The sequence below is a fragment of the Streptomyces sp. SAS_281 genome (genome assembly GCF_052542855.1).
In genome coordinates, this window is record NZ_JBMNDO010000058.1 from 1 (window position 1) to 17,956 (window position 17,956).

Genomic DNA, 17,956 nt, shown 5'->3' on the forward strand with positions numbered 1-17,956 from the left:
CCCCCCCCCCCCCCCCCCCCCCCCCCCCCCCCCCCCGCGGTGGTGCGGCGAGGCGGTGCGGCAGGTGATCCGATCACGCGGTGACCGGGGGCGCGGCCCACGCCGGCCGCGCCCCTGTCGTGCTACTTCAGGTGCCTGGTGAAGAAGTGGGCCGCCGCGGCCCCCGCATGCGCCGGGACGCCGGTGTGGCCGCCCATGTTGGCGTGCAGCGACTTCTCCTTCGAGCCGAACGCGTCGAACAGGTCCAGCGCCGCCTGCCGGTCGTTCCCCTCGTCGTCCCACTGCAGCAGGACGTGCAGCGGGATGGTGAGCCGGCGGGCCTCGTCGTACGTGGTGCGCGGGATGAAGCTGCCGGCGAAGAGGCCGGCGGCCACGACGCGCGGGTCGACCGCCGCGAGCCGGACGCCGATGGAGATGACACCGCCCGAGTAGCCGACCGGACCGGCGACCTCGGGGAGCGCGAGAATCGCGTCCATGGCGGCCCGCAACTCCGGGACGGCCTGGTCGACCAGCGGGAGGACGACGGCGTCGATGATCTCGTCGGTGACCGGTTCGCCCGCCTGCAGGGCCCGCCGCATGTCGGCGCGGGCCCGGTCGAGGGCAGGCAGCCGGGGCCGGTCGCCGCAGCCGGGGAGTTCGACGGCGGCCGTGGCGAAGCCGTCCGCCGCGGAGTGCCGGGCCCGGTCGGCCAGGCGCGGGTACATCCGCTCAAGGCCGAGCGTGGGGTGCCCGAGGAGGATCAGCGGCACCGCTGCGGACGCCGACGCGGACGCGGGGGTCCAGAGGATCCCCGGGATGCCGTCGAGGGTGAAGGAGCGTTCGACTACGCCGTCGTCCAGGCGCTGCTCGGAAGTGAAATGCATGGTCGTGCCTTTCGGGAGTGCACAGAACGGCGCTCCCGGACGACCTGCCTATCGTCCGACCGTGACCCCGGAGGGGAGCACCCATGTCGATACTGCGTTCACGGGTACCACCTCCTCGTTCGTTCGCACGGCCGGGAAGAATGTAGCAGGGTGCCGCCTCGGTCCCCTAACGGGTTCCGGTACGGGTCCGACGGCCCCGCAGGGCGGCGGCCAGGAGTGCCACGACGATCCCGGCGAACGCCCAGGCACCGAGGATCCACAGGGCGCCCGTGGTGTTGTTGCCGTCGAAGTAGACCGTGTTCCGGACGACGGTCGTGCCGGCGCCGGGTGGCAGGGCCTGGCCGATCGCGGCCCAGAAGGGCGGCAGCAGGGACGCCGGGTAGACGCCGCCCGAGCTGGGGTTGCCGAGGATCGTGAAGATGAGGATGGTCAGGCCCAGCCCGATGGTCCCGGCCAGCGACTGCAGGGCCACGCCGACGGCACCGGAGGCGAAGACGACGAGTGTGCCGATGCCGACGAGCTCCCAGAAGGCGCCCGGCAGGCAGTGCAGCACGGGGCCGACGATGACGGCGCCGCCGATTCCGGAGACGAAGGCGTAGGGCACCATCGCCGCGAGCCGCACGATGGACCGCCGGAGCGTGGGGCGCTTGGAACCGGCCGCCATGTTCAGCGCCGAGGCGGCGAGGTAGCCGCCGATCGTCCAGCTGAGCACCAGGTAGAACGACGAGAGGCCCCGGGTGTCCCCCGCGGCGGGCGGGCGGATGTCGCGGACGGTAAGCGCCCGGTTCTGCGTGCGCTCCACGGTCGCCACGACCTTCGCGGCGGCGTCGGCCGCCGACGGGCCGCCCGCCGAGGCGATGAGCAGCGTGTCGGTGCGCCCGGTCACCGCCACGATCAGTGCGGCGTCGGTCTTCCGCTCCAGCAGCCGGGCCCTGGCCTGCGCGCGGTCCCGTACGGCGGTGACGTGCACCGGGTCGCCGGGCAGTGCGTTGAGCCGGGCGACCAGGTCGGCCTCCACCGGGCGCGGGGCGACCAGTGTGATCGGGATGCGGTGAGGCTTCGGCGCGTGGAACGCCCCCATGTACGAAAGCGCGAAGCCCAGTTGGAGCAGGAGGACGCCCACCATGACGAGTACCGCCCTGGTGGTGATCGCGTCCCGCATCTCCGCCCACGCGCCGGCCTGTGCCGTCGAGCCCCTTGCCTCCGCCACGTGACGTCCCCGCTCTCAGCAGTGAGTGACCGGTGCACCCATTCCGCCGACATCCTCACTCCGGGCCGTTGCGCCACGGAGAGAACACGCATGGCCGGTGCCGTACCCACCCGTTCGGCCCAGAGCACCGGCGCTCGCGCGGTCACTCACTCCTGCCGTCCGAACCGGTGAGCGGCCCACAGCAGGGCGCCCGCGCCGCCGGCCAGGAGCAGACCCGCCACCACGGGCAGCGGGAGCGGGTGGCCGGCCCAGGTGATGCCGCCGGCCGCCGCCCCGTCCGGGGCGCGCAGGGCGATGCTGCCCCGGAGCATGTCGACGCCGTAGGCGAGCGGATTCACGGCGGCCACGGCATGCGCCCAGCCGGGCAGCGCCTGCAGGGGGAAGAAGCCGCCGGAGAGGAACAGCAGGGGCATCATGACCACGCCGAGCAGCGTGTGGAACGTCTCGGGCCTGCTCAGGCTCACCGCCAGGGTCAGGGCGAGGGCGGTGATCGTGAAGGAGATCAGGGCCATGCCGGCGAGCAGCAGTGCCAGGAGGAGCGGGTCGTAGGGCAGGCCGACGACTCCGGCCAGGCTCAGCAGCACGGTGCCCTGGATGGTCGCGACCAGCGTGCCGCCGGCGCAGCTGCCCAGGAGCAGGGTCGCGCGGCTGACCGGGGCCATCAGGAGTTCGCGCAGATAGCCGCTCTGCCGGTCGGTGATGAGGCGGATGCCGACCAGGATCGCCGGGGTCTGCACCGTCATCATCAGCATGCCGGGGAACAGATAGGTCTGGTAGCCGACTCCCAGCCTGGCGTCGGAGATGAGTGCGGCGAGTCCTCCGCCCAGGATCAGGAGGTACAGCACGGGGTGGAGCAGCATCAGCGCGGTATGGGCACGTTGGCCGGCCAGGCGCAGCAGGTCCCGGTGGACCAGGCCGTGGATCGCGCGCAGTTCGTGCCGCAGCCGGACCGGCCGTCCGCCTGCGTCGGTCGCGTCGAGCGGGAGTGTGGTCATCGGCCGCCGCCGGGCTGTGTGCTGTGGATGCTGCGGCCGGTGTGGTGGAAGAAGACGTCGTCGAGCGTGGGCGGGGTGGCGGAAGCGGCGCGGACGGCGATGCCGTGGCTCTCCAGGGTCGCGCAGAGGCGGGGGATCCAGGAACTGCCGTCGGGCACCCGCAGACAGATCCCGTCGGTGTCCCTGGTGACGGAGTGTCCGCGCGGGACCATGCGGTGGACGACGCGTTGTGCTCGTTCGTCCTGGCTGGTGCGCAGCACGACCCGGTCGTCGCCGATGGCGGCCTTCAGCGCGCCGGGCGCGCCCTGGGCGACCAGCCGGCCGCGGTCGATGATGGCGACGCGGTCGCAGTTGGCTGCCTCTTCGAGCTGGTGGGTCGTGACGAAGAGCGTGCTGCCGTTCCGTTCCCGCAGGGCGTACAGGTGGTCCCAGATCTGCGCGCGGGCATGGGGGTCGAGGCCGGTGGTGGGCTCGTCCAGGAACAGCACGTCCGGTGCGTGCAGGAGCTGGCGGGCGATTTCCAGGCGCCGCCGCATGCCTCCCGAGAGGGTGCGTACAGGAGTGGTCCGCCGGTCGGTGAGTCCGGCCACTTCCAGTACGTCGGCGGTGCGCTGTCGGACGTGGGCGCGGCGCATTCCGTAGAGGCGTGCGTGGATACGGAGGTTCTGTTCGGGTGTCAGGTCGGGGTCGAGGGCGCTCTGCTGGAACAGCATGCCGACGCGCTGCCGCACCTGGTGGGGCTGGGAGCGCACATCGGCGCCCGCCACCGTGGCGTGGCCGGCGGTGGGGCGGGCCAGGGCGCAGAGCAGGGCGATGGTGGTGGACTTCCCGGCGCCGTTGGGCCCGAGGAAGGCGAAGGTCTCGCCCCGGTGGACGTCCAGGTCAAGGCCGCACACGGCGTGCGTGGTGGTGCCCCTGGGGCCGGGATAGCTCTTGACCAGGCCGCGGGTGCTGATGGCGTACTCGGGCGGGCCGAGGGTGGCGGGGATGTGCTCGGGGGCGATTTCCTCGCCGCTGGTGGTTGGTCGCATGGTCCGGTCCTCACCTGTGGTTCGCCGGACGGTGGGCCGGTCCTAGGCGCAGCTGATGCCGATGCAGACCGTGTTGAGGACCGTCAGCAGGCCGATGCACTCGCACGTACCGGAGAACGCGGCCGCGTCGGCGCCGACGGGGTCGGTCTCGGGCAGGGCGTGGAGGTGGGCGAGGAGTTCGAGGTCCTGGGTCTGGATTTCCATGGTTCTCTCCTTCTTCTTGTGGTTCGGCGGCAGGTTCTCTGCCGCTCAGCCCGGCAACTGGGCGAGCCAGTGCCGGGAGCTCGGGTGGCGGAGCCTCAGGAGGAAGGCCAGGATTCCGGCCGATCCGTCGCTCCAGCTGGTCGAGACGTCTCCGTACTCGTTGGGGAAGACCACGTGCCGGTGACGGCGGGCGCCTTCGGTGACGGCGAGGCGGCCCATCGCGTCGGCCATGGTGCGGTGTGCGGACTCCCCGGTGGCGGCGCTCAGGTCGAGCAGGAAGTCGCCGTTGCCCGCGAGGCCGTGGCACTGGGACAGCGGCGCCCGGGGGGCGCGTTCGGTGACGGCCGGGGCGCAGCGGCGGGCGAGGTCGCCGAACCGGTCGTCGCCGGTGACCTGCCAGAGCCGTACGAGGAAGGTGCCGATGCCGGCCGAGCCGTGGCACCAGTACGGGGCGGTGGGTTCATCACCGGCCTGGGCGGGCCACTGGGCCGCCTCGCCGATCCGTACGGAGCTGCGCAGGAGGTGTTCGCCGGCGTCCACTGCGAGCCGCAGATGGTCCTGGCGTCCGGAGGCGACCGCGCTGCACAGGAGGAAGCAGCCGATGCCGGCGGAGCCGTGGGCGAAGCCCAGGTACTGTTTGCCGGCCTCGCCGGAGACCGCCTCGGCCGGGACGGCCCAGCTCACCGCCGAGGCTTCGCGCCGCGCGGCTGAGGCCAGCCGGTCGGCCGCGTCCTCGGCCAGCTCGGCGAAGCGGGGGTCACCGGTGCGCTGCCACAGGTGGAGGGCGGCCATGCCGCTGCCGGCCGTGCCGTGGGTGATGTCGTGGTGGGGTGAGGGCTCCTGCGGGGCCAGCGCGAGGGCGAGCGCGTGGTCGACGAGCGCCTGGTCGGCGACGGCCCGGCCGGCTTCGTACAGCGCCCAGGCGGTGCCGAGGTCCCCGAAGTGCAGGCCGGGGCGGGTGGTCCGGAGGCGGGTACGGTCCGCGACCCAGTGGCCGGCCGTCGCGAGGAGCTCGGGCAGGCGGGGGTCCCCGGTCAGTTCGAAGTACCGCGTCAGGACGGCCAGGGGCCCGGCCGCCCCCTGCTGCACGGTGCACGGGTTGGTCTCGCCGGCGGCGGTGGACACGGGCCACAGGCGCCGGTCGTCCGCGGGGGTCATGGTGTCGGCCAGGTGGTTCACGAGTCCGGCGACGGCGTGGTCCAGGTCCTCGTCCCGTACCGGTGCGGTACGCGCGGGGCGGGCGGAATCGGGGCTGCGGAGGGCTTCGCGCGCCCGGCGGGTGTCCCAGCGGGCGGCGGGCTCGTCCCGCATCAGCCCGGTGATCATCTCCGCCACGGGGTCCGGGGGCCTCGCAGGTCCGGTGCAGGCGCCGAGCCAGGCGGCGAGCCGTTCCTCGCCCGTCCTGGCGGCGGGCTCCTCGGGCAGCAGGTTCGGCACCTTGCCGGTCAGGACGAAGCACGCGGTGGCACCGAGGCTGTAGTAGTCGGCCGTCACGGAGACGGGCGCGTCCCTCAGGCGCTCGGGGGCGCTGAAGCCGGGGGTGCCCACCCGGGTCGGCAGGCAGGAGCCGGTGTCGTCGGCGGCGAGTTCCAGGTCGATGAGCCGTAGTTCGCCGTCCGGGCGGACCATGACGTTGCCGGGGGTGAAGTCTCGCAGCACGCAGCCGTGGGCGTGGGCCGCCGTGACGAGGCCGACGAGCCGGGCGACCATGTCGAGCGCCTCGCGGCGGTACTCCGCGCTCCCGAGGTCGCGGAAGCGCTCGGCGACCCAGGTGCGCAGGCTGGCGCCGGGGACTTCGGACTGGGCCAGGAACAGGTGCCGGCCGTGCTCGAAGAGGGCGAGGGCGTCCGGGGCGAGGCCGGTGCCCTTCAGTTTGTCCAGCATCCGGGCCTCGGCGCGCAGCCAGTCGCGGACGTCCCGGCCGGAGGCGTCGCCCTCCACATGGGGCCGGGTCTCCTTGATGACCACGGGCGCCCCGGTCGAGACATCGGTGCCCCGGTAGACGCCGCCCTTGTTGGTGTGCCGGATCGCCTCCCGTACCGCGAAGCGGCCGCCGAGCAGGACCGGGCCGCCGGCCGCCTCCGCCGCGGGGGGCGGAAGCGGCACGGTGGCGGGGAACGGGCAGACGGCCCATGGGGGCGGGGCGTAGCGTCCGCTGCGCTCGTCCTCCACGGGGTTGCCGTCGGGGTCCTCGATGTACCAGATCAACAGGCCCTGTTCCGAGAGCCGTTGCCGCCCGATGAAGGCCCCGTAGCGGTAGTGCACGACGCTGTACGGGGCGTAGGGCTGGTCGGAGAGGATGCGGGGGCCGGGCAGTCCGGCCGTCGCCGCGTGCAGTCCGCGGGCGAGGCGGACCGCGTCGGCGTCCGAGCGCGGGTAGACGGTGATGAACTTTCCGGAGCTGCCCCGGGGCGTGGCGCGGGAGTTGAGGGTGCTCACCTGATCGAGGGACCGGGCGAACTTGAACGCCGAGGTGTCCGGCAGCAGGACGTCCAGGGCCCTGACGAGGACCGTCGGCGCGGAAGCGGCCGTTGCCGACAGGTGGACCTTCCAGCCCTGGTCGCGCCGGGTCGCCGACCGGGGGGCGACGTGGCACCATGCCTCGTCGGTCCGGGTCGTCCAGCAGTCGCCGGTGCGGGTGGCCTGAAGGGCTCGGTTCAGAAGGCTTTCGAGTGCGGCTTCGGTCGCGTGGCTCGTCATGTGGGGTGTCCCTCCCAACGGTGAGGACCGCTGGTCGGAAATTGCCCATGTCACGTGAGTGCGGAACGCGCCCGAACCGGAATCACCTGCTCCAGCGAGCGCAGGGGGGTGCTGCTGACCGGTCCGGCGCCGCCCGGCGCAACGGGAGGCGCGCGTCTCGGCGGCCGTCCGCGACCGCCGCCCGACCCCGGACGCCGGTCCGGGGGCGAGGCGTAGGAAGATACGGCTCATGGCGGAATATGAACGGGGCGTCGGTTCCGAGAAGACGGCCGACGGCGTGGTGCTGATCCGGGTGCGGGGCACTCTGGACGGCTGGTCGGGAAGCGGTGACCTCTCGGCGGCGCTGACCGGCGCGGTGGCGGACGGGTGCGTGCGGACGGTGGTCGACCTGTCCGGGGTGACGTTCGCCGACTCCGCGGCGCTCCACTCCCTGCTGGGCGGTCAGCGGGAGCACGTGAAGGCGGGCGTGCCGCTCGTCCTGGCCGGCCCGTTGCACTCCGGCGTGCGCAGGCTCTTCGAGGTCACGGGTACGGCCGGCGCGTTCCGGTTCGCGGACGATGTCGAAGCCGCGCTCCAGTGCTGAGGGCGTCGGTCCGCCGGGGCGGGGGCGTATCCGGATGACGGTGGAAGTGGGCGGGGAACCGGAGGGCGTGGTGTCGGCCGTGCCGCAGAACGCGGCGGCTGCGCGGGGCGTCGTGACCGAGGTGCTGGTTGCGCACTTCGGGGCCGTCATCGACGGGTGGCCGGCCCGTGTGGTGGACGACACGCTGCTGGTGACGTCGGAACTGGTGACGAACGCCTTCCGGCACGGCGGCCGGCTGACCGCGTTCGAGGCCGAGGTGACGGACGAGGGGCTGCGCATCACCGTGGGCGACGCCAGCAGCGAGATCCCGGCCGAGTTGCCCGCGTCGGAACCGCGGGTGCGGGCGGAGGCGCCCAGGATCGGCGGCTACGGCTGGCCGCTGGTACGGCTGCTCGCCAGCCGGGTCTCCGTCGGTGTCCACCCGGACGGCAAACGCATCACGGTGGTGATGGCGCTGCCCGCACGGCCGTGACCGGGCGCGTCCGGAGGGCTTTCAGTCGGTCGACTCGCTCATTTCCTCCGGGATCTGCGCATCCGCGGTTCCCGGTGCGAAGAGGTGTCGTGTTCCGGTGATGCGGAGCATCCGCTCCATGGAGGCCGGCGGGTCGTCCAGGACCAGGGTGGTCCCGCGCGCGGCGGCGCGCCGGTGGATCATCAGCAGGGTGGCGAGCCCCATCGAGTCGCAGAGCCGGAGCCCGGAGCAGTCCAGGCGCAGTTCGGCCGGCCCGGGGCCGGCGTCGAGGCATGCCGTGGCGCGTGCGCCGAAGGCGTCACTGGTGTCGTAGTCGAGGACGCCGGCGAGGCGCAGCCGGGTGGTTCCCTCGCCGCTTTCGACGGTGAGGCGGAGGGACGGGACGCTCATGCGGGTGCTCCGGGGTGTGCTGCTATGACGTCTGCCAGGACGGCCCTCGCCCGCTCCAGCGGCCGGACGGCCCGGGGGAAGTCCCTGAGTGCGGCCGTCAGCATGTCCAGGACGGGCGGCAGCGAGCGGGCGGGGACACGGCGTGCGGTGAGGATGTCCGCGGTCCAGGTCATGAAGGCGGTGAACAGTTCGTCGTCGTCGGTGTAGATGGCCACGGTCAGGAACTCCACGATGTGCGCGATGTCCTCCGCGGTGCGCTCGCGCTGCGCTTCGGTGTACGCGGCCATGGCCGGGAAGCGGTCGTCCAGTTGCGTCAACACCTGTTTGACGAGTTGCGCCTGCGAGCGCGCGACCAGGGTGTACTCCTGGTCGACCAGGTGCGGAAGGTCGTCGATCCGCTGCCGTATGTCGGCCGGTGTGGGCGGGGCGAGGCCCGCGGCCAGCCGGTCGGCGGCGGTACGTGCGTCGGGGGCCCAGGCGTTCGCGCCGAGCATGCGCGCGAAGCGGCCGTCGGGCCCGAAGGCCGCCCCTCCGACGAGGACGGGCACTCCGACGGACTGGCAGGCGGTGATCGCCGCGTGGGCCGAGGGCAGCCGGGTGGGGAGGGAGGACGAGAGGGCGACGACGTCCGCGCCGGTGTGGTGGAGGTGGGAGACCAGGTGGGGGGTGGGGACCTGGGCTCCCAGGAAGTCGACCTCCCAGCCCCGCAGGGTGAGCACCTCGGCCAGCAGCCGGGCAGGCAGTGAGTGCCATTCCTGCTCCACGCAGGCCACGGTGACCTTTCCGTGGCGGGGTGTGGTGCGGGCGGCGGGGTGGTGGGCGAGCGCGGTGATCACTCGCTCGACGATGGCGCTGGCCGCGTGCTCCTGGGCCACGGTGAGGCGGTTGGCCGCCCACTCGGTGCCGACCTTCGCCTGGACGGGCGCGATGAGGTCCAGAAGCACCGTCTCGGCGGGCACACCGTTGTCGAGGGCTCCGGTGACGAGTCCGGCGGCGGCGAACTCGTCACGGTCCAGGGCGGCGGCGGAGAGGAGCCGGTCGCGCAGTTCGGGCAGGCAGGTTGTCATGCGGTGTACCTGCCCCGGGTGTGGCCGTCCACCGCACTGAGGTGGGTGGTCCGGGGGGCGGTGATCGCGACGACGGCCATGTCGTCGTGGCCGCCGCCCCGCACCCACTCGGCGGCGAGCATCTGGATGCGCTCGACCACGGCCTCGCCGGGCATGTCGGCGCATTCGGACAACGCCCGCTTCAGTCTTCTCTCGCCGAACATCTCGTCGCCGAGCGGGCCTCCCCGGGCCTCGGTGAACCCGTCGGTGTAGAGCAGGCAGGTCTCGCCGGGCCGCAGAACGGTCTCGGCGGTACGGGACTCGATGTCCGGCAGCGCCCCCACCAGGGTGCCCTGGGTCCGGATCTCCTCGACCCGGCCGTCCGCCCGCACCACCAGCGGCACGGGATGCCCGGCGGCGGTCAGCCGCAGACGCACCAGGTGGTCCGTCCGCCGGACCGAGGCGAGGACCATGGTCGCGAAGCGGGTGTGGTGGGAGTTGAGGAGTGCGTCGTTGAGGAGCCTCAGCACCCGCTGGTGGTCGTCCGCCATGGGGACGAGCGCCTGCAGGGTGTTGCGGATCTTGCCGGTGAGCACGGCCGCGTCCAGCCCCTTGCCGCACACGTCGCCCAGGACCACCAGCGAGCAGTCGTCCTCGCCGGTACCGGCCGGGTGGACGTCGTAGAAGTCGCCTCCGACGCGCTCCCGGGCGGCGGCGGGCCGGTAGCCGCCGGCGAATTCGACGCCGTGGACGCGGTGCAGCCGGGGCGGCAGCAGATCGTGCATGAGGGTGCGGGTGACCGCGCTCTGCTCGGCGTACAGACGGGCGGCCGACAGGGCGGCGCCGGCGCGCGCGGCGAACAGCCGGGCGACGACCTGCTCGTCCTCGGTGAACTGGCCGCCGCTCCGCAACAGGACCAGGGCGCCTGCCGGGACCCCCTGACCCGGCAGGGGCGCGACGACGACCGAGGTGATCGTTCCGGTGTACCCCTCGGGGACCACCCACGCGGGAAGGGACTCGGGGTCGATCCAGCGCGAGGGCACGGGTGGGAACCCCTGGAGCGCTTCGTCCAGGCCCGGCACCTCGGACGGGTCGGCCACGACGAGGCCGCGCACGGTCTCCTGGCCGGCCACCGCCTGGGCCAGGGGTAGCTTGCCCCCCTTCGCGGGAGAGACGACGACCGCCGCTTCGGCGAGGTACTGGGAGGCGAGCCGGGCCGTCGCCGACACGCACCGGTCGGTGTTCAACGAGGCCAGCAGGACGTTGGACGCCTCGGCGAGGAACGCGGTCCGTTCGCGTTCGGTGGCCAGTGCCTCTTCGGCGAGCCGGCGGTCGGTGTCGTCCACCAGCCACCACACGACGTCACCGCCGCCGCCATGGCCGGCGTGTGCCTCGTAGCTGCGAGCGCCGATCCGGCCCGAGGCCGCCGGGACCGTTCCCACGTGGGCGTCCGCGGACGTGCCCGCCGCCGGATCGCGCAGCTCGCGGTCGGCCCGTGCGAGCCAGGCAGGGGCCGCGTCGGCCATCGTGGTGCCCGGACGCGCGTCCGGGAGGAGCCGGGAGGCCGCGGGGTTCAGCCCGGTCAGCACGCCGTTCGCACCGCTCTGTATCACCGGGTACGGGGCCGTGGACCAGGCGCCGGATGCCGGACTTTCGTCGGTTTTCGTAACGGGAGTTCCCTGGGGAGGAGCCATGAGGGGGGACCCGCCTGCGGCGGGCCGCACCACCTTCCAACTGGACGGACAAGCATTGCCTTGCGGCAACTATCACGCAGGCCGGTCCTCGATGGCAATCGGCTCACTCCCCGCCAAGGTGACACAGCGTCACATCTCTACCGTCCGGACACGTGTCCGATACGCGACTTTCACGGCGTCTTCACCGGCTCCCTGCTGCGGTCCGTCTCGTCCTGGACGAGGAGGGTGAGCAGCGAGGCCACGGACAGGCCGGCTTCCGCGGGGTGGCGCAGCACCTTGTCCGGTTCGATGCGGTACGTGTTAGCGCGGCCCTCCCGCGTATGGGAGAGGTATCCGGCCTGTTCGAGGTCGGCGATGATCCGCTGGACCGCGCGCTCCGTGAGCCGGCAGCGGGCGGCGATGTCACGGATCCGGACGGTCGGATCCTCGGCGATGGTCGCCAGTACGCGCGCGTGGTTGGTGATGAACGTCCATCCGGTGTGGGATTCGGGCACTCCATGCATGTCGTCCATCTAATCGCGACCCCTTGCCCGTCCTCAACTACATGACATACTTTTCGTGTATTCACTGACATGGTGAGAGTCACAGGAGGCTCGGGGTGTCGTACGGCGAAGTGGTCCCGGCAGCACGCGCGTGCGGCGCCGGCACAAGCGGTGCGCTCTCGGCGGGCCCGGTGCAAGCCATGGTGACGCAGCACACACGAGACGGCGTACGAGTGGTCACGGCTCATGGCTCCTGCGACGCGCAGTCGATCGCACGGCTGGAGGAGGCTCTGACCACAGCGGCCTGGACGCATCCGAAGGTCGTTCTGGACGCGTCGGGAATCACCTTCGCGGATTCGTCGGTCCTGAACCTGCTGATCCTCACCCACCGGGCGGGCACCCTGCGGGTGGCCGCGCCCCCGCCTCACCTCCAGCGCCTGCTGCGGATCACCGGCCTCGACGCGGTCCTGCACGTCCGGGCCACGGTCGAGGAGGCTGCCGCCTGCTGACCGGCACGCCGCGGCCCACCGGCTGCTCACCGGCAGGGCGCGGCGCGGTCCGCGGGATCCGCTACCAGCCGGCCTTCGCCGCGGTGTAGGCGTTACGGCAGTCGGCGTTGGTGGCGTTCGCCGCGAGCTTCTCCATGGAGTCCGTCCAGATCCGCTTGGCCAGCTTCTCCAGGTCGCGCGTCTCGGCGGGCACCTTCGGGGCGTACTTCTTGATCGTCGCCAGGGACGACTTGGCGAACTTGTTGCACACGGGCCCCGCCGCGTCCCGGTAGCGCGTGTCCAGGTCCGCGGCCACGGCCTGGCCGTTGGCGCTCGCCCAGTTGTTCCAGGCCGCGCACGCCTGCTCGGTGAACACCTGCTGGTCGGCCTCGCTCAGCCCCAGGACCTCGGCGAGCATGGTGTTCTTGGCCTTGTCCGGGACCGTGAAGTCGACGACGGGGAACTTGTCGAGGGTCTCCAGCAGTGCCTCCTGACACGCGGGGGGCAGCGGCGCCGCCTGCGCCGGGGCCGCCGGGACGGCCAACGCGGTCGCGGACAGGAGCGCGGTGAGCACAGCGCTCCTGGCAGTATGCGAGAGGTTCATGGGCGTGGTACTCCTTGCGCGAAAGGGGTCTCGTCGCCGGTGCCGGTGAGCACCCGACGGCTTCAGAACGATCACCGGCATCCGCAGGTCACGGCTGTCGTGGGCGGGCGGGCCCTTCACCGGCCGCCTCCCGGGACCGGGCGGGTGCCGGTACCCCCGCCGTCACCCGTCGCGGCAGCGCGTCGCGGGTGCGTCTGCGGAAGACCAGCAGTCCGGCGCACGCGGCGCCGGTGAGCCAGAGGAGCTGGATCGCGAGCCCTTCGCCTGCCGGGGCGTCGGAGAAGGCCGCGGACATGCTTGCCTGCACGGAGCCGTAGGTCGGCAGGAACCGTACGACCGGGCTGTCCGAGCCGGAGCTGGAGAGCGGGTTCTGCAGGGCGACATCGAGAATGCTGATCATGAGGATGGCGAACATCCCCTCCACCTCGCGGCGGAGTACCGATCCGAACACCACTCCCAGGGCGCCGTAGGTCAGGGCGGCGAGGAACAGCCCGGCCGCCAGCGCGAAGGGCTGCCGCGGGGTCCAGGCGAAGCCCGCCGCCACCGTGGCGTAGGCGGCGACGGCCGTACAGACGAGGGTGAGCGCGGTGAGTTTGGCGAGGACGAGGTGATACCGGGGGTATCCCGCCATGGCCAGCCGTCGGTCGAAGGCTCCTCCGGTGAAGGTCGCCGCGAACATCATGAAACCGGCGATCAGGGTGACCGCGTTGAGCGCGCCGGTGATCTGGGTGAGGTGGTTGCCCGGCGGGGACAGCATCTCGCCGGTGGCCCGGAGCCGGAACGGCGCCGCCCGGCTGGGGATGGCCACGTAGGCCAGGCCGATCCACACGGGGATGTACACGACCACGAGCAGCATCGCGAACCGGTTGCGGGCATGGCCGATCAGCGCGTAGCGGGACGCCGTGAGGAACAGGGACCAGTGCCGCCTCACGCCGTCGCCTCCGTACGCGTGTCCTGGCGGTGCAGGCGCCCGCCCTCCAGCCGCCACAGCACGTCCAGCCGGCCGATGTCGTACGCCAGGTGCGAGACGACCAGCACCGAGCGTCCGGCGTCACGCAGGCTCGTCGCCAGTTCCCAGAAGCGCAGATAGGTCTCCCAGTCGAACCCCTGGTAGGGCTCGTCCAGCAGCAGGACGTCCGGATCGTGCATCAGTGCCAGCGTCAGGTTCAGCTTCTGGCGGGAGCCTCCGCTGAGGAGTCCCGCCCGTTGGTCGAGGTATTCGGTGAAGGCGAGGATCTCCATCACCTCGCGAGCCCTTCGGAGGTCCCGGAGACCGAACGCGTGCCGGAAGAAGTCGAGGTGCTGCCGGACGGTGAACGAGTCGTCCAGCACGACGGCCTGCGGGCAGTAGCCGAATCTGCCGCTGTGCCGCACCGTACCCCGGTCGGGACGGAGTTCACCGGCGAGGATCTTGAGCAGGGTCGACTTGCCGGCCCCGTTCTCCCCCACGATCCCGGCGAGGATGCCCGGTCTCAGGCGGAGACCGGCGCCCCGTAGGACGGCGTGCCGCCGGTAGGAGTGGTGCACATCGGTGACATCCATCGCGCTGCTCCGTCGTGACTGGGCTTCCCGGGGTGCCCGCCCGCCGCTGCGGCGGACGCGGCTCCCGGCCGGCCGCGGACCCTCCGCCCGTGCCCAACGACCGTGTGGCGTCCCGGAAACGCTGCTCTCGGCGCACCGTTCGCACAGGCGTCAACCCGATGCGGCCCCGACCACGCGTGCGGCGGATTCGCCACCGCCGACCGGCCCGGAGCGGACGCGGACGGCTAGCGTGACGGAACCCGGACCCGGGCCGGAGCCCGCGCCGGGCCCGGGCGGCTGTCTGCCGCGCCGCGTACGGAACACGGGCGCACCGGGGCTGCGGCCCGGTGCAGGAGAGGTCGGGCGGCCATGCGGAGAACGTGCGTCATCGGGGCGGGTCCATCGGGGCTCGCGGCGGGCAAGGTCCTCGCCTCGCGCGGCATCCCGTTCGACTGCTACGAGGCCGGGTCGCACATCGGCGGCCTCTGGCGCTACGGGAACGACAACGGCATGTCGGGGGTGTACGCGTCGCTGCACGCCAACATCTCGAAGGAGAGCATGTCGTTCTCCTCGCTGGCCATGCCCGCGGACGGGCCGGTCTTCCCCCATCACAGCCAGGTACTCGCCTACCTCGAGGAGTACGCGGCCTCGTCCGGTCTGCACCGGCACATCGCGTTCGGCACCGAGGTGACGTCCGTACGTCCCCTGGACGGCGGCGGCTGGGAAGTCGTCCATCGGAGGCGCGGGGACACGGGCGCCGGGACCGCCCGGCGGTACACCGAGGTGGTGGTGGCCAACGGCCACCACTGGGACCCGCGTCTTCCCGACCCCGCCGTCCCGGGCGCCGAGCACTTCGAAGGGTCGTCCGTGCATTCGCACGCGTACCGCACTCCCGGGCCGTACGCCGGCCTGCGGGTGCTGGTCGTCGGCATGGGCAACTCCGCGTGCGAGATCACCGCGGAGATCTCCCGGACGGCCGCGCGGACCTACCTGTCGGCCCGTGACCCGGTCCATGTGTTCCCCAAGATGCTGCTCGGCCGCCCGGCGGACCACTGGGCCGTCAGTCCGCCGGCCGCACTGCCACGCTTCGTCAAGGGTCCGGCGATGTCGCTGCTCCTGCGGCTGAGCAGGGGCGCCCCGGAGCGGTACGGGCTCCCCCGGCCGTCCCGCGGGCCGCTCGTCACGCACCCTTCGTCGTCGGACGAGCTCCTGGTGCAGCTCGCCCGTGGCGCGGTCACGCCCAAGCCGGGCGTCAGCTCGTTCGGCCGGGACTCGGCGGCGTTCACCGATGGCAGTCGAGAGACCGTGGACGCGGTCGTGTACGCGACCGGCTACTCCCTCTCCTTCCCGTTCCTGAGCCCGTCCGTCTTCTCCGCCCCGGACGGGCGTACCGACCTCTACCTGCGCACGGTTCCGCCCGGGCTGCCCGGGCTCTACTTCATGGGGCTCGCCCAACCGGCCGGTGCGGCCTTCCCGTTGCTCGAGCCCCAGGCGCAGTGGATCGCCGATCTGATCGAGGGCACGGTCGCGCTCCCCGCGCCGGAGCGGATGGCCCGGGCGATCCGTCGCGAGCGCCGTCGCGATGCCGGTGCCTACGCGCCCACCTACCGCCACGGCATCGAGATCGACGTCCGCGCCTACCGGAAGGTCCTCCGCCGGGAGCTCCGGGCAGGCCGGCGCCGCGCTCGCGGCGCCCGCCCGGCGGGCGTGTGAGGGGCGCGGGCGCTCAGCGCGGCGCCACTGTCTCCGCCAGTTCCGCCACGGCCCGTTCCCACAGGTCCGGCAGCTCCCCGCCCAGGTCCAGGCCGCTGTCGACGATGACGGAGACCTCGGCCCACTCGCCGAAGAACGAGAGCCCGACGGCGAAAAGGTGCCCGGGCACGACGAGCGGCAGCAGGGCGGTCCCCGTGACCTGAGTCTCACCCAGGCTGCCCCGGTGGGCGAGTGGCATCGAGGTGGCCATGACGTTGGTGACGCGTGGGGAGAGCACCCGGCGCATGTACCACGCGGTGGGGCGGGCCGGCATGTGGCGGACCAGGTCTACGATCGCCTGCCGCCACGTGGCGCCTCGCAGTTTCCGCGTCGCCGCCGTGACGTGGTCCAGCCGCAGCCGGGCCGCGCCCGGGTGCGCCGGTGCGATGTGGACGGGCAGTTCGAGCGGCAGGGCGAAGCAGCGGTTCCCCCAGGCCTGCTCCTCGTCGGGGCGCCGTGCGTCGACCGGGAGCACCGCCGTGGCCCGCGGCAGGGGGATGCGCGCCTTCCCGGACCAGGCCGTCAGCGCTCCGGCGAGCGCGGCGAGATGCGCGTCGTGCGCCGAGCCGCCCACGGCGGCGCCGATGCCGCGCAGGGTGTCCGCCGGCACACGTCCCCGGTACAGCCGCCGCTCCCCGGTCGGCGCGAACCCGGCGACCGGGCGGTACCGGCGTACGAGCGTGCCGGCCGCGAAGGCCGCCGCGAGCCGGAGGGCCGTTGCCACCCTGCCGGGCACGGCGGAGCGGCGGCCCGGTGCCGGGACGGGGCGGCCCGACGGTTCTCCCTCGCCGAGCAGTGCCCGGAAGGCCATGGCCGCCGCCGAACCGTCCTGGCAGGCGTGGCGGAGGCGGTAGCACACGGCGTAGGTGTCGTCGGCGTGACCGTGGACCAGCCAGATCCCCCAGTAGGCGCCGGGGGCGAAGGGGGCGTTGAGCGCGGCGTGCAGGGCGGCGTCCCACCCGGCGGGCCCGTCGGCGACGGACTCGTGGACATGGTGGTCCACGGCGAAGTCCTCGTCCGGCTGCCAGCGCGGCCGCCGGCCGCCCGTCACCCGGCTCGTCATCAGGGGTACGCCGCGCAGGCAGTACGCGACGTAGGCGCGGAGGTCCGCGAGCGCGGGGGGCGGGCCGCTCAGGTAGGCGATGCCACCGGTGTCCCAGCGGACGTCGGGGCGCGTCCGTTCCAGGTCGAGGAAGGCGCGGTCCACGGGATGGACGCGCAGGTGTGCGGGGGCGGAGGGACGCTCGGGCGGGGCTGCCGGAGGCGTCTCGCCGGAATGGCCGGCGGAGGGTGCGGGCCGGGCCGGCGGCAGGGGCGTGGTGGACGGCGATGACTCCGCCTGCGAGGCGGACCGGCAGGGAACGAACATGGGTGTGGACTCCATCGTGACGGGCCCGCGCGCTGACGTGCGCCGGGACGGGGTGCCGGGCGGCGAGCACGGCGCGCGGCGGAGGAAGGCGGCGCGTGCCCGCCGCGCAGCCCAGGATGGCCACCGGCCACGCGGGTCCGTACCACCGCCGGCGCCGGCCCCGGGCCTCCCCGGCGGAGCGCACCGGCCGGCCGCGGGCCTCGCGCGTACGGCGGCGACGGCCCGACTGCCCTGTCGCTCCTGCGCCGCTCGCCGACAGCTCCCGCCGGCCGGCGCTCCGGGACCTGGCCCGCGGTCTCCTCCGGGGCGGCCCGCACGTTCCCCCGAAGGAGGGACGCGCGGCGGGCGCGCACTCCCCCGCGAGTGCCGTGGACGCGCACGAGTGTGCGCACAGGGCCGCGCCTCGGCGCCGGCGGTCCACGGCCCCCGCGCTGACGGGCGCGGCCCGCGACGGCGGGGTGTACTTCGTTCGGGTGAGCCGCCCGGATCGAGGTCTTCCGCTTCGCCCGCCGTCTGCCATGGTGTGCCGTGCGTCGACGATCAACGTGCTCG

Annotated in this window: 18 protein-coding genes; 4 read left to right on the top strand and 14 right to left on the bottom strand. The window is 73.2% G+C overall.

The features are described 5' to 3' along the window. Window positions 1-122: 122 nt before the first annotated feature. The 6 genes from ACN6LM_RS21840 to lanL all read right to left on the bottom strand — a co-directional run bounded on the left by ACN6LM_RS21840 (window position 123) and on the right by lanL (window position 7,003). Window positions 123-863 (bottom strand): dienelactone hydrolase family protein, encoded by a 741-nt coding sequence (locus ACN6LM_RS21840; protein WP_445067060.1) that lies wholly within the window; start codon window positions 861-863, stop codon window positions 123-125. Between the two features lie 166 nt (window positions 864-1,029). Next, window positions 1,030-2,025, bottom strand: a complete 996-nt coding sequence (locus ACN6LM_RS21845; RefSeq protein WP_445067094.1) for a DUF3533 domain-containing protein — start codon at window positions 2,023-2,025, stop codon at window positions 1,030-1,032. A 194-nt stretch (window positions 2,026-2,219) separates the two neighbouring features. Continuing rightward, complete coding sequence (locus ACN6LM_RS21850; RefSeq protein WP_445067061.1) at window positions 2,220-3,068, bottom strand: ABC transporter permease; 849 nt, start codon at window positions 3,066-3,068, stop codon at window positions 2,220-2,222. Further along, window positions 3,065-4,099 carry an ATP-binding cassette domain-containing protein gene (locus tag ACN6LM_RS21855; protein WP_445067062.1) on the bottom strand — a complete coding sequence of 345 codons (1,035 nt, stop codon included), beginning with the start codon at window positions 4,097-4,099 and terminating at the stop codon, window positions 3,065-3,067. Before ACN6LM_RS21855 ends, ACN6LM_RS21850 begins: the two co-directional genes overlap by 4 nt. Before the next feature lie 42 nt (window positions 4,100-4,141). Next, window positions 4,142-4,303, bottom strand: coding sequence for a VenA family class IV lanthipeptide (locus tag ACN6LM_RS21860; protein WP_203601340.1), 162 nt, complete (start codon window positions 4,301-4,303; stop codon window positions 4,142-4,144). Window positions 4,304-4,348: 45 nt separating this feature from the next. Then, the gene (gene lanL / locus ACN6LM_RS21865) at window positions 4,349-7,003 is read right to left on the bottom strand and encodes a class IV lanthionine synthetase LanL (protein ID WP_445067063.1); all 2,655 of its coding nucleotides are present in this window, start codon (window positions 7,001-7,003) and stop codon (window positions 4,349-4,351) included. Window positions 7,004-7,232: 229 nt separating this feature from the next. Between lanL and ACN6LM_RS21870 the strand changes: the two genes are divergently transcribed. Together ACN6LM_RS21870 and ACN6LM_RS21875 are read left to right on the top strand one after the other, a co-directional pair. Then, on the top strand, window positions 7,233-7,586 hold the full coding sequence (locus ACN6LM_RS21870; protein WP_445067064.1) for an STAS domain-containing protein: 354 nt from the start codon (window positions 7,233-7,235) through the stop codon (window positions 7,584-7,586). Between the two features lie 34 nt (window positions 7,587-7,620). Then, window positions 7,621-8,058, top strand: a complete 438-nt coding sequence (locus ACN6LM_RS21875; RefSeq protein ID WP_445067065.1) for an ATP-binding protein — start codon at window positions 7,621-7,623, stop codon at window positions 8,056-8,058. Between the two features lie 21 nt (window positions 8,059-8,079). Here the strand turns inward: ACN6LM_RS21875 and ACN6LM_RS21880 are convergent, their stop codons facing one another. The 4 genes from ACN6LM_RS21880 to ACN6LM_RS21895 all read right to left on the bottom strand — a co-directional run bounded on the left by ACN6LM_RS21880 (window position 8,080) and on the right by ACN6LM_RS21895 (window position 11,691). Then, complete coding sequence (locus ACN6LM_RS21880; RefSeq protein WP_445067066.1) at window positions 8,080-8,448, bottom strand: STAS domain-containing protein; 369 nt, start codon at window positions 8,446-8,448, stop codon at window positions 8,080-8,082. Next, window positions 8,445-9,515 (bottom strand): cobalamin B12-binding domain-containing protein, encoded by a 1,071-nt coding sequence (locus ACN6LM_RS21885; RefSeq protein ID WP_445067067.1) that lies wholly within the window; start codon window positions 9,513-9,515, stop codon window positions 8,445-8,447. Before ACN6LM_RS21885 ends, ACN6LM_RS21880 begins: the two co-directional genes overlap by 4 nt. Then, window positions 9,512-11,188 carry a PP2C family protein-serine/threonine phosphatase gene (locus ACN6LM_RS21890; protein WP_445067068.1) on the bottom strand — a complete coding sequence of 559 codons (1,677 nt, stop codon included), beginning with the start codon at window positions 11,186-11,188 and terminating at the stop codon, window positions 9,512-9,514. The genes ACN6LM_RS21885 and ACN6LM_RS21890 overlap by 4 nt, the downstream gene beginning before the upstream one ends. Before the next feature lie 170 nt (window positions 11,189-11,358). Continuing rightward, window positions 11,359-11,691, bottom strand: coding sequence for a helix-turn-helix transcriptional regulator (locus ACN6LM_RS21895; protein ID WP_445067095.1), 333 nt, complete (start codon window positions 11,689-11,691; stop codon window positions 11,359-11,361). A 179-nt stretch (window positions 11,692-11,870) separates the two neighbouring features. Between ACN6LM_RS21895 and ACN6LM_RS21900 the strand changes: the two genes are divergently transcribed. After that, window positions 11,871-12,179 carry an STAS domain-containing protein gene (locus ACN6LM_RS21900; protein WP_445067069.1) on the top strand — a complete coding sequence of 103 codons (309 nt, stop codon included), beginning with the start codon at window positions 11,871-11,873 and terminating at the stop codon, window positions 12,177-12,179. Window positions 12,180-12,240: 61 nt separating this feature from the next. On the opposite strand, the gene ACN6LM_RS21905 is transcribed toward ACN6LM_RS21900, so the two are convergent. The 3 genes from ACN6LM_RS21905 to ACN6LM_RS21915 form a co-directional block, all read right to left on the bottom strand. Continuing rightward, the gene (locus tag ACN6LM_RS21905; RefSeq protein WP_445067070.1) at window positions 12,241-12,762 is read right to left on the bottom strand and encodes a hypothetical protein; all 522 of its coding nucleotides are present in this window, start codon (window positions 12,760-12,762) and stop codon (window positions 12,241-12,243) included. A gap of 88 nt (window positions 12,763-12,850) precedes the next feature. After that, entirely contained in the window at window positions 12,851-13,693 is an 843-nt protein-coding gene (locus tag ACN6LM_RS21910) for an ABC transporter permease (protein ID WP_445067071.1), read from the bottom strand. Continuing rightward, window positions 13,690-14,304, bottom strand: a complete 615-nt coding sequence (locus ACN6LM_RS21915) for an ATP-binding cassette domain-containing protein (protein ID WP_445067072.1) — start codon at window positions 14,302-14,304, stop codon at window positions 13,690-13,692. The genes ACN6LM_RS21910 and ACN6LM_RS21915 overlap by 4 nt, the downstream gene beginning before the upstream one ends. 348 nt (window positions 14,305-14,652) lie before the next feature. Between ACN6LM_RS21915 and ACN6LM_RS21920 the strand changes: the two genes are divergently transcribed. Beyond that, window positions 14,653-15,996, top strand: a complete 1,344-nt coding sequence (locus ACN6LM_RS21920; RefSeq protein ID WP_445067073.1) for a flavin-containing monooxygenase — start codon at window positions 14,653-14,655, stop codon at window positions 15,994-15,996. Window positions 15,997-16,009: 13 nt separating this feature from the next. On the opposite strand, the gene ACN6LM_RS21925 is transcribed toward ACN6LM_RS21920, so the two are convergent. After that, a complete protein-coding gene (locus ACN6LM_RS21925) occupies window positions 16,010-17,404 on the bottom strand; it encodes a wax ester/triacylglycerol synthase domain-containing protein (protein WP_445067074.1) in 1,395 nt (464 codons plus the stop codon). Between the last annotated feature and the right edge of the window lie 552 nt (window positions 17,405-17,956).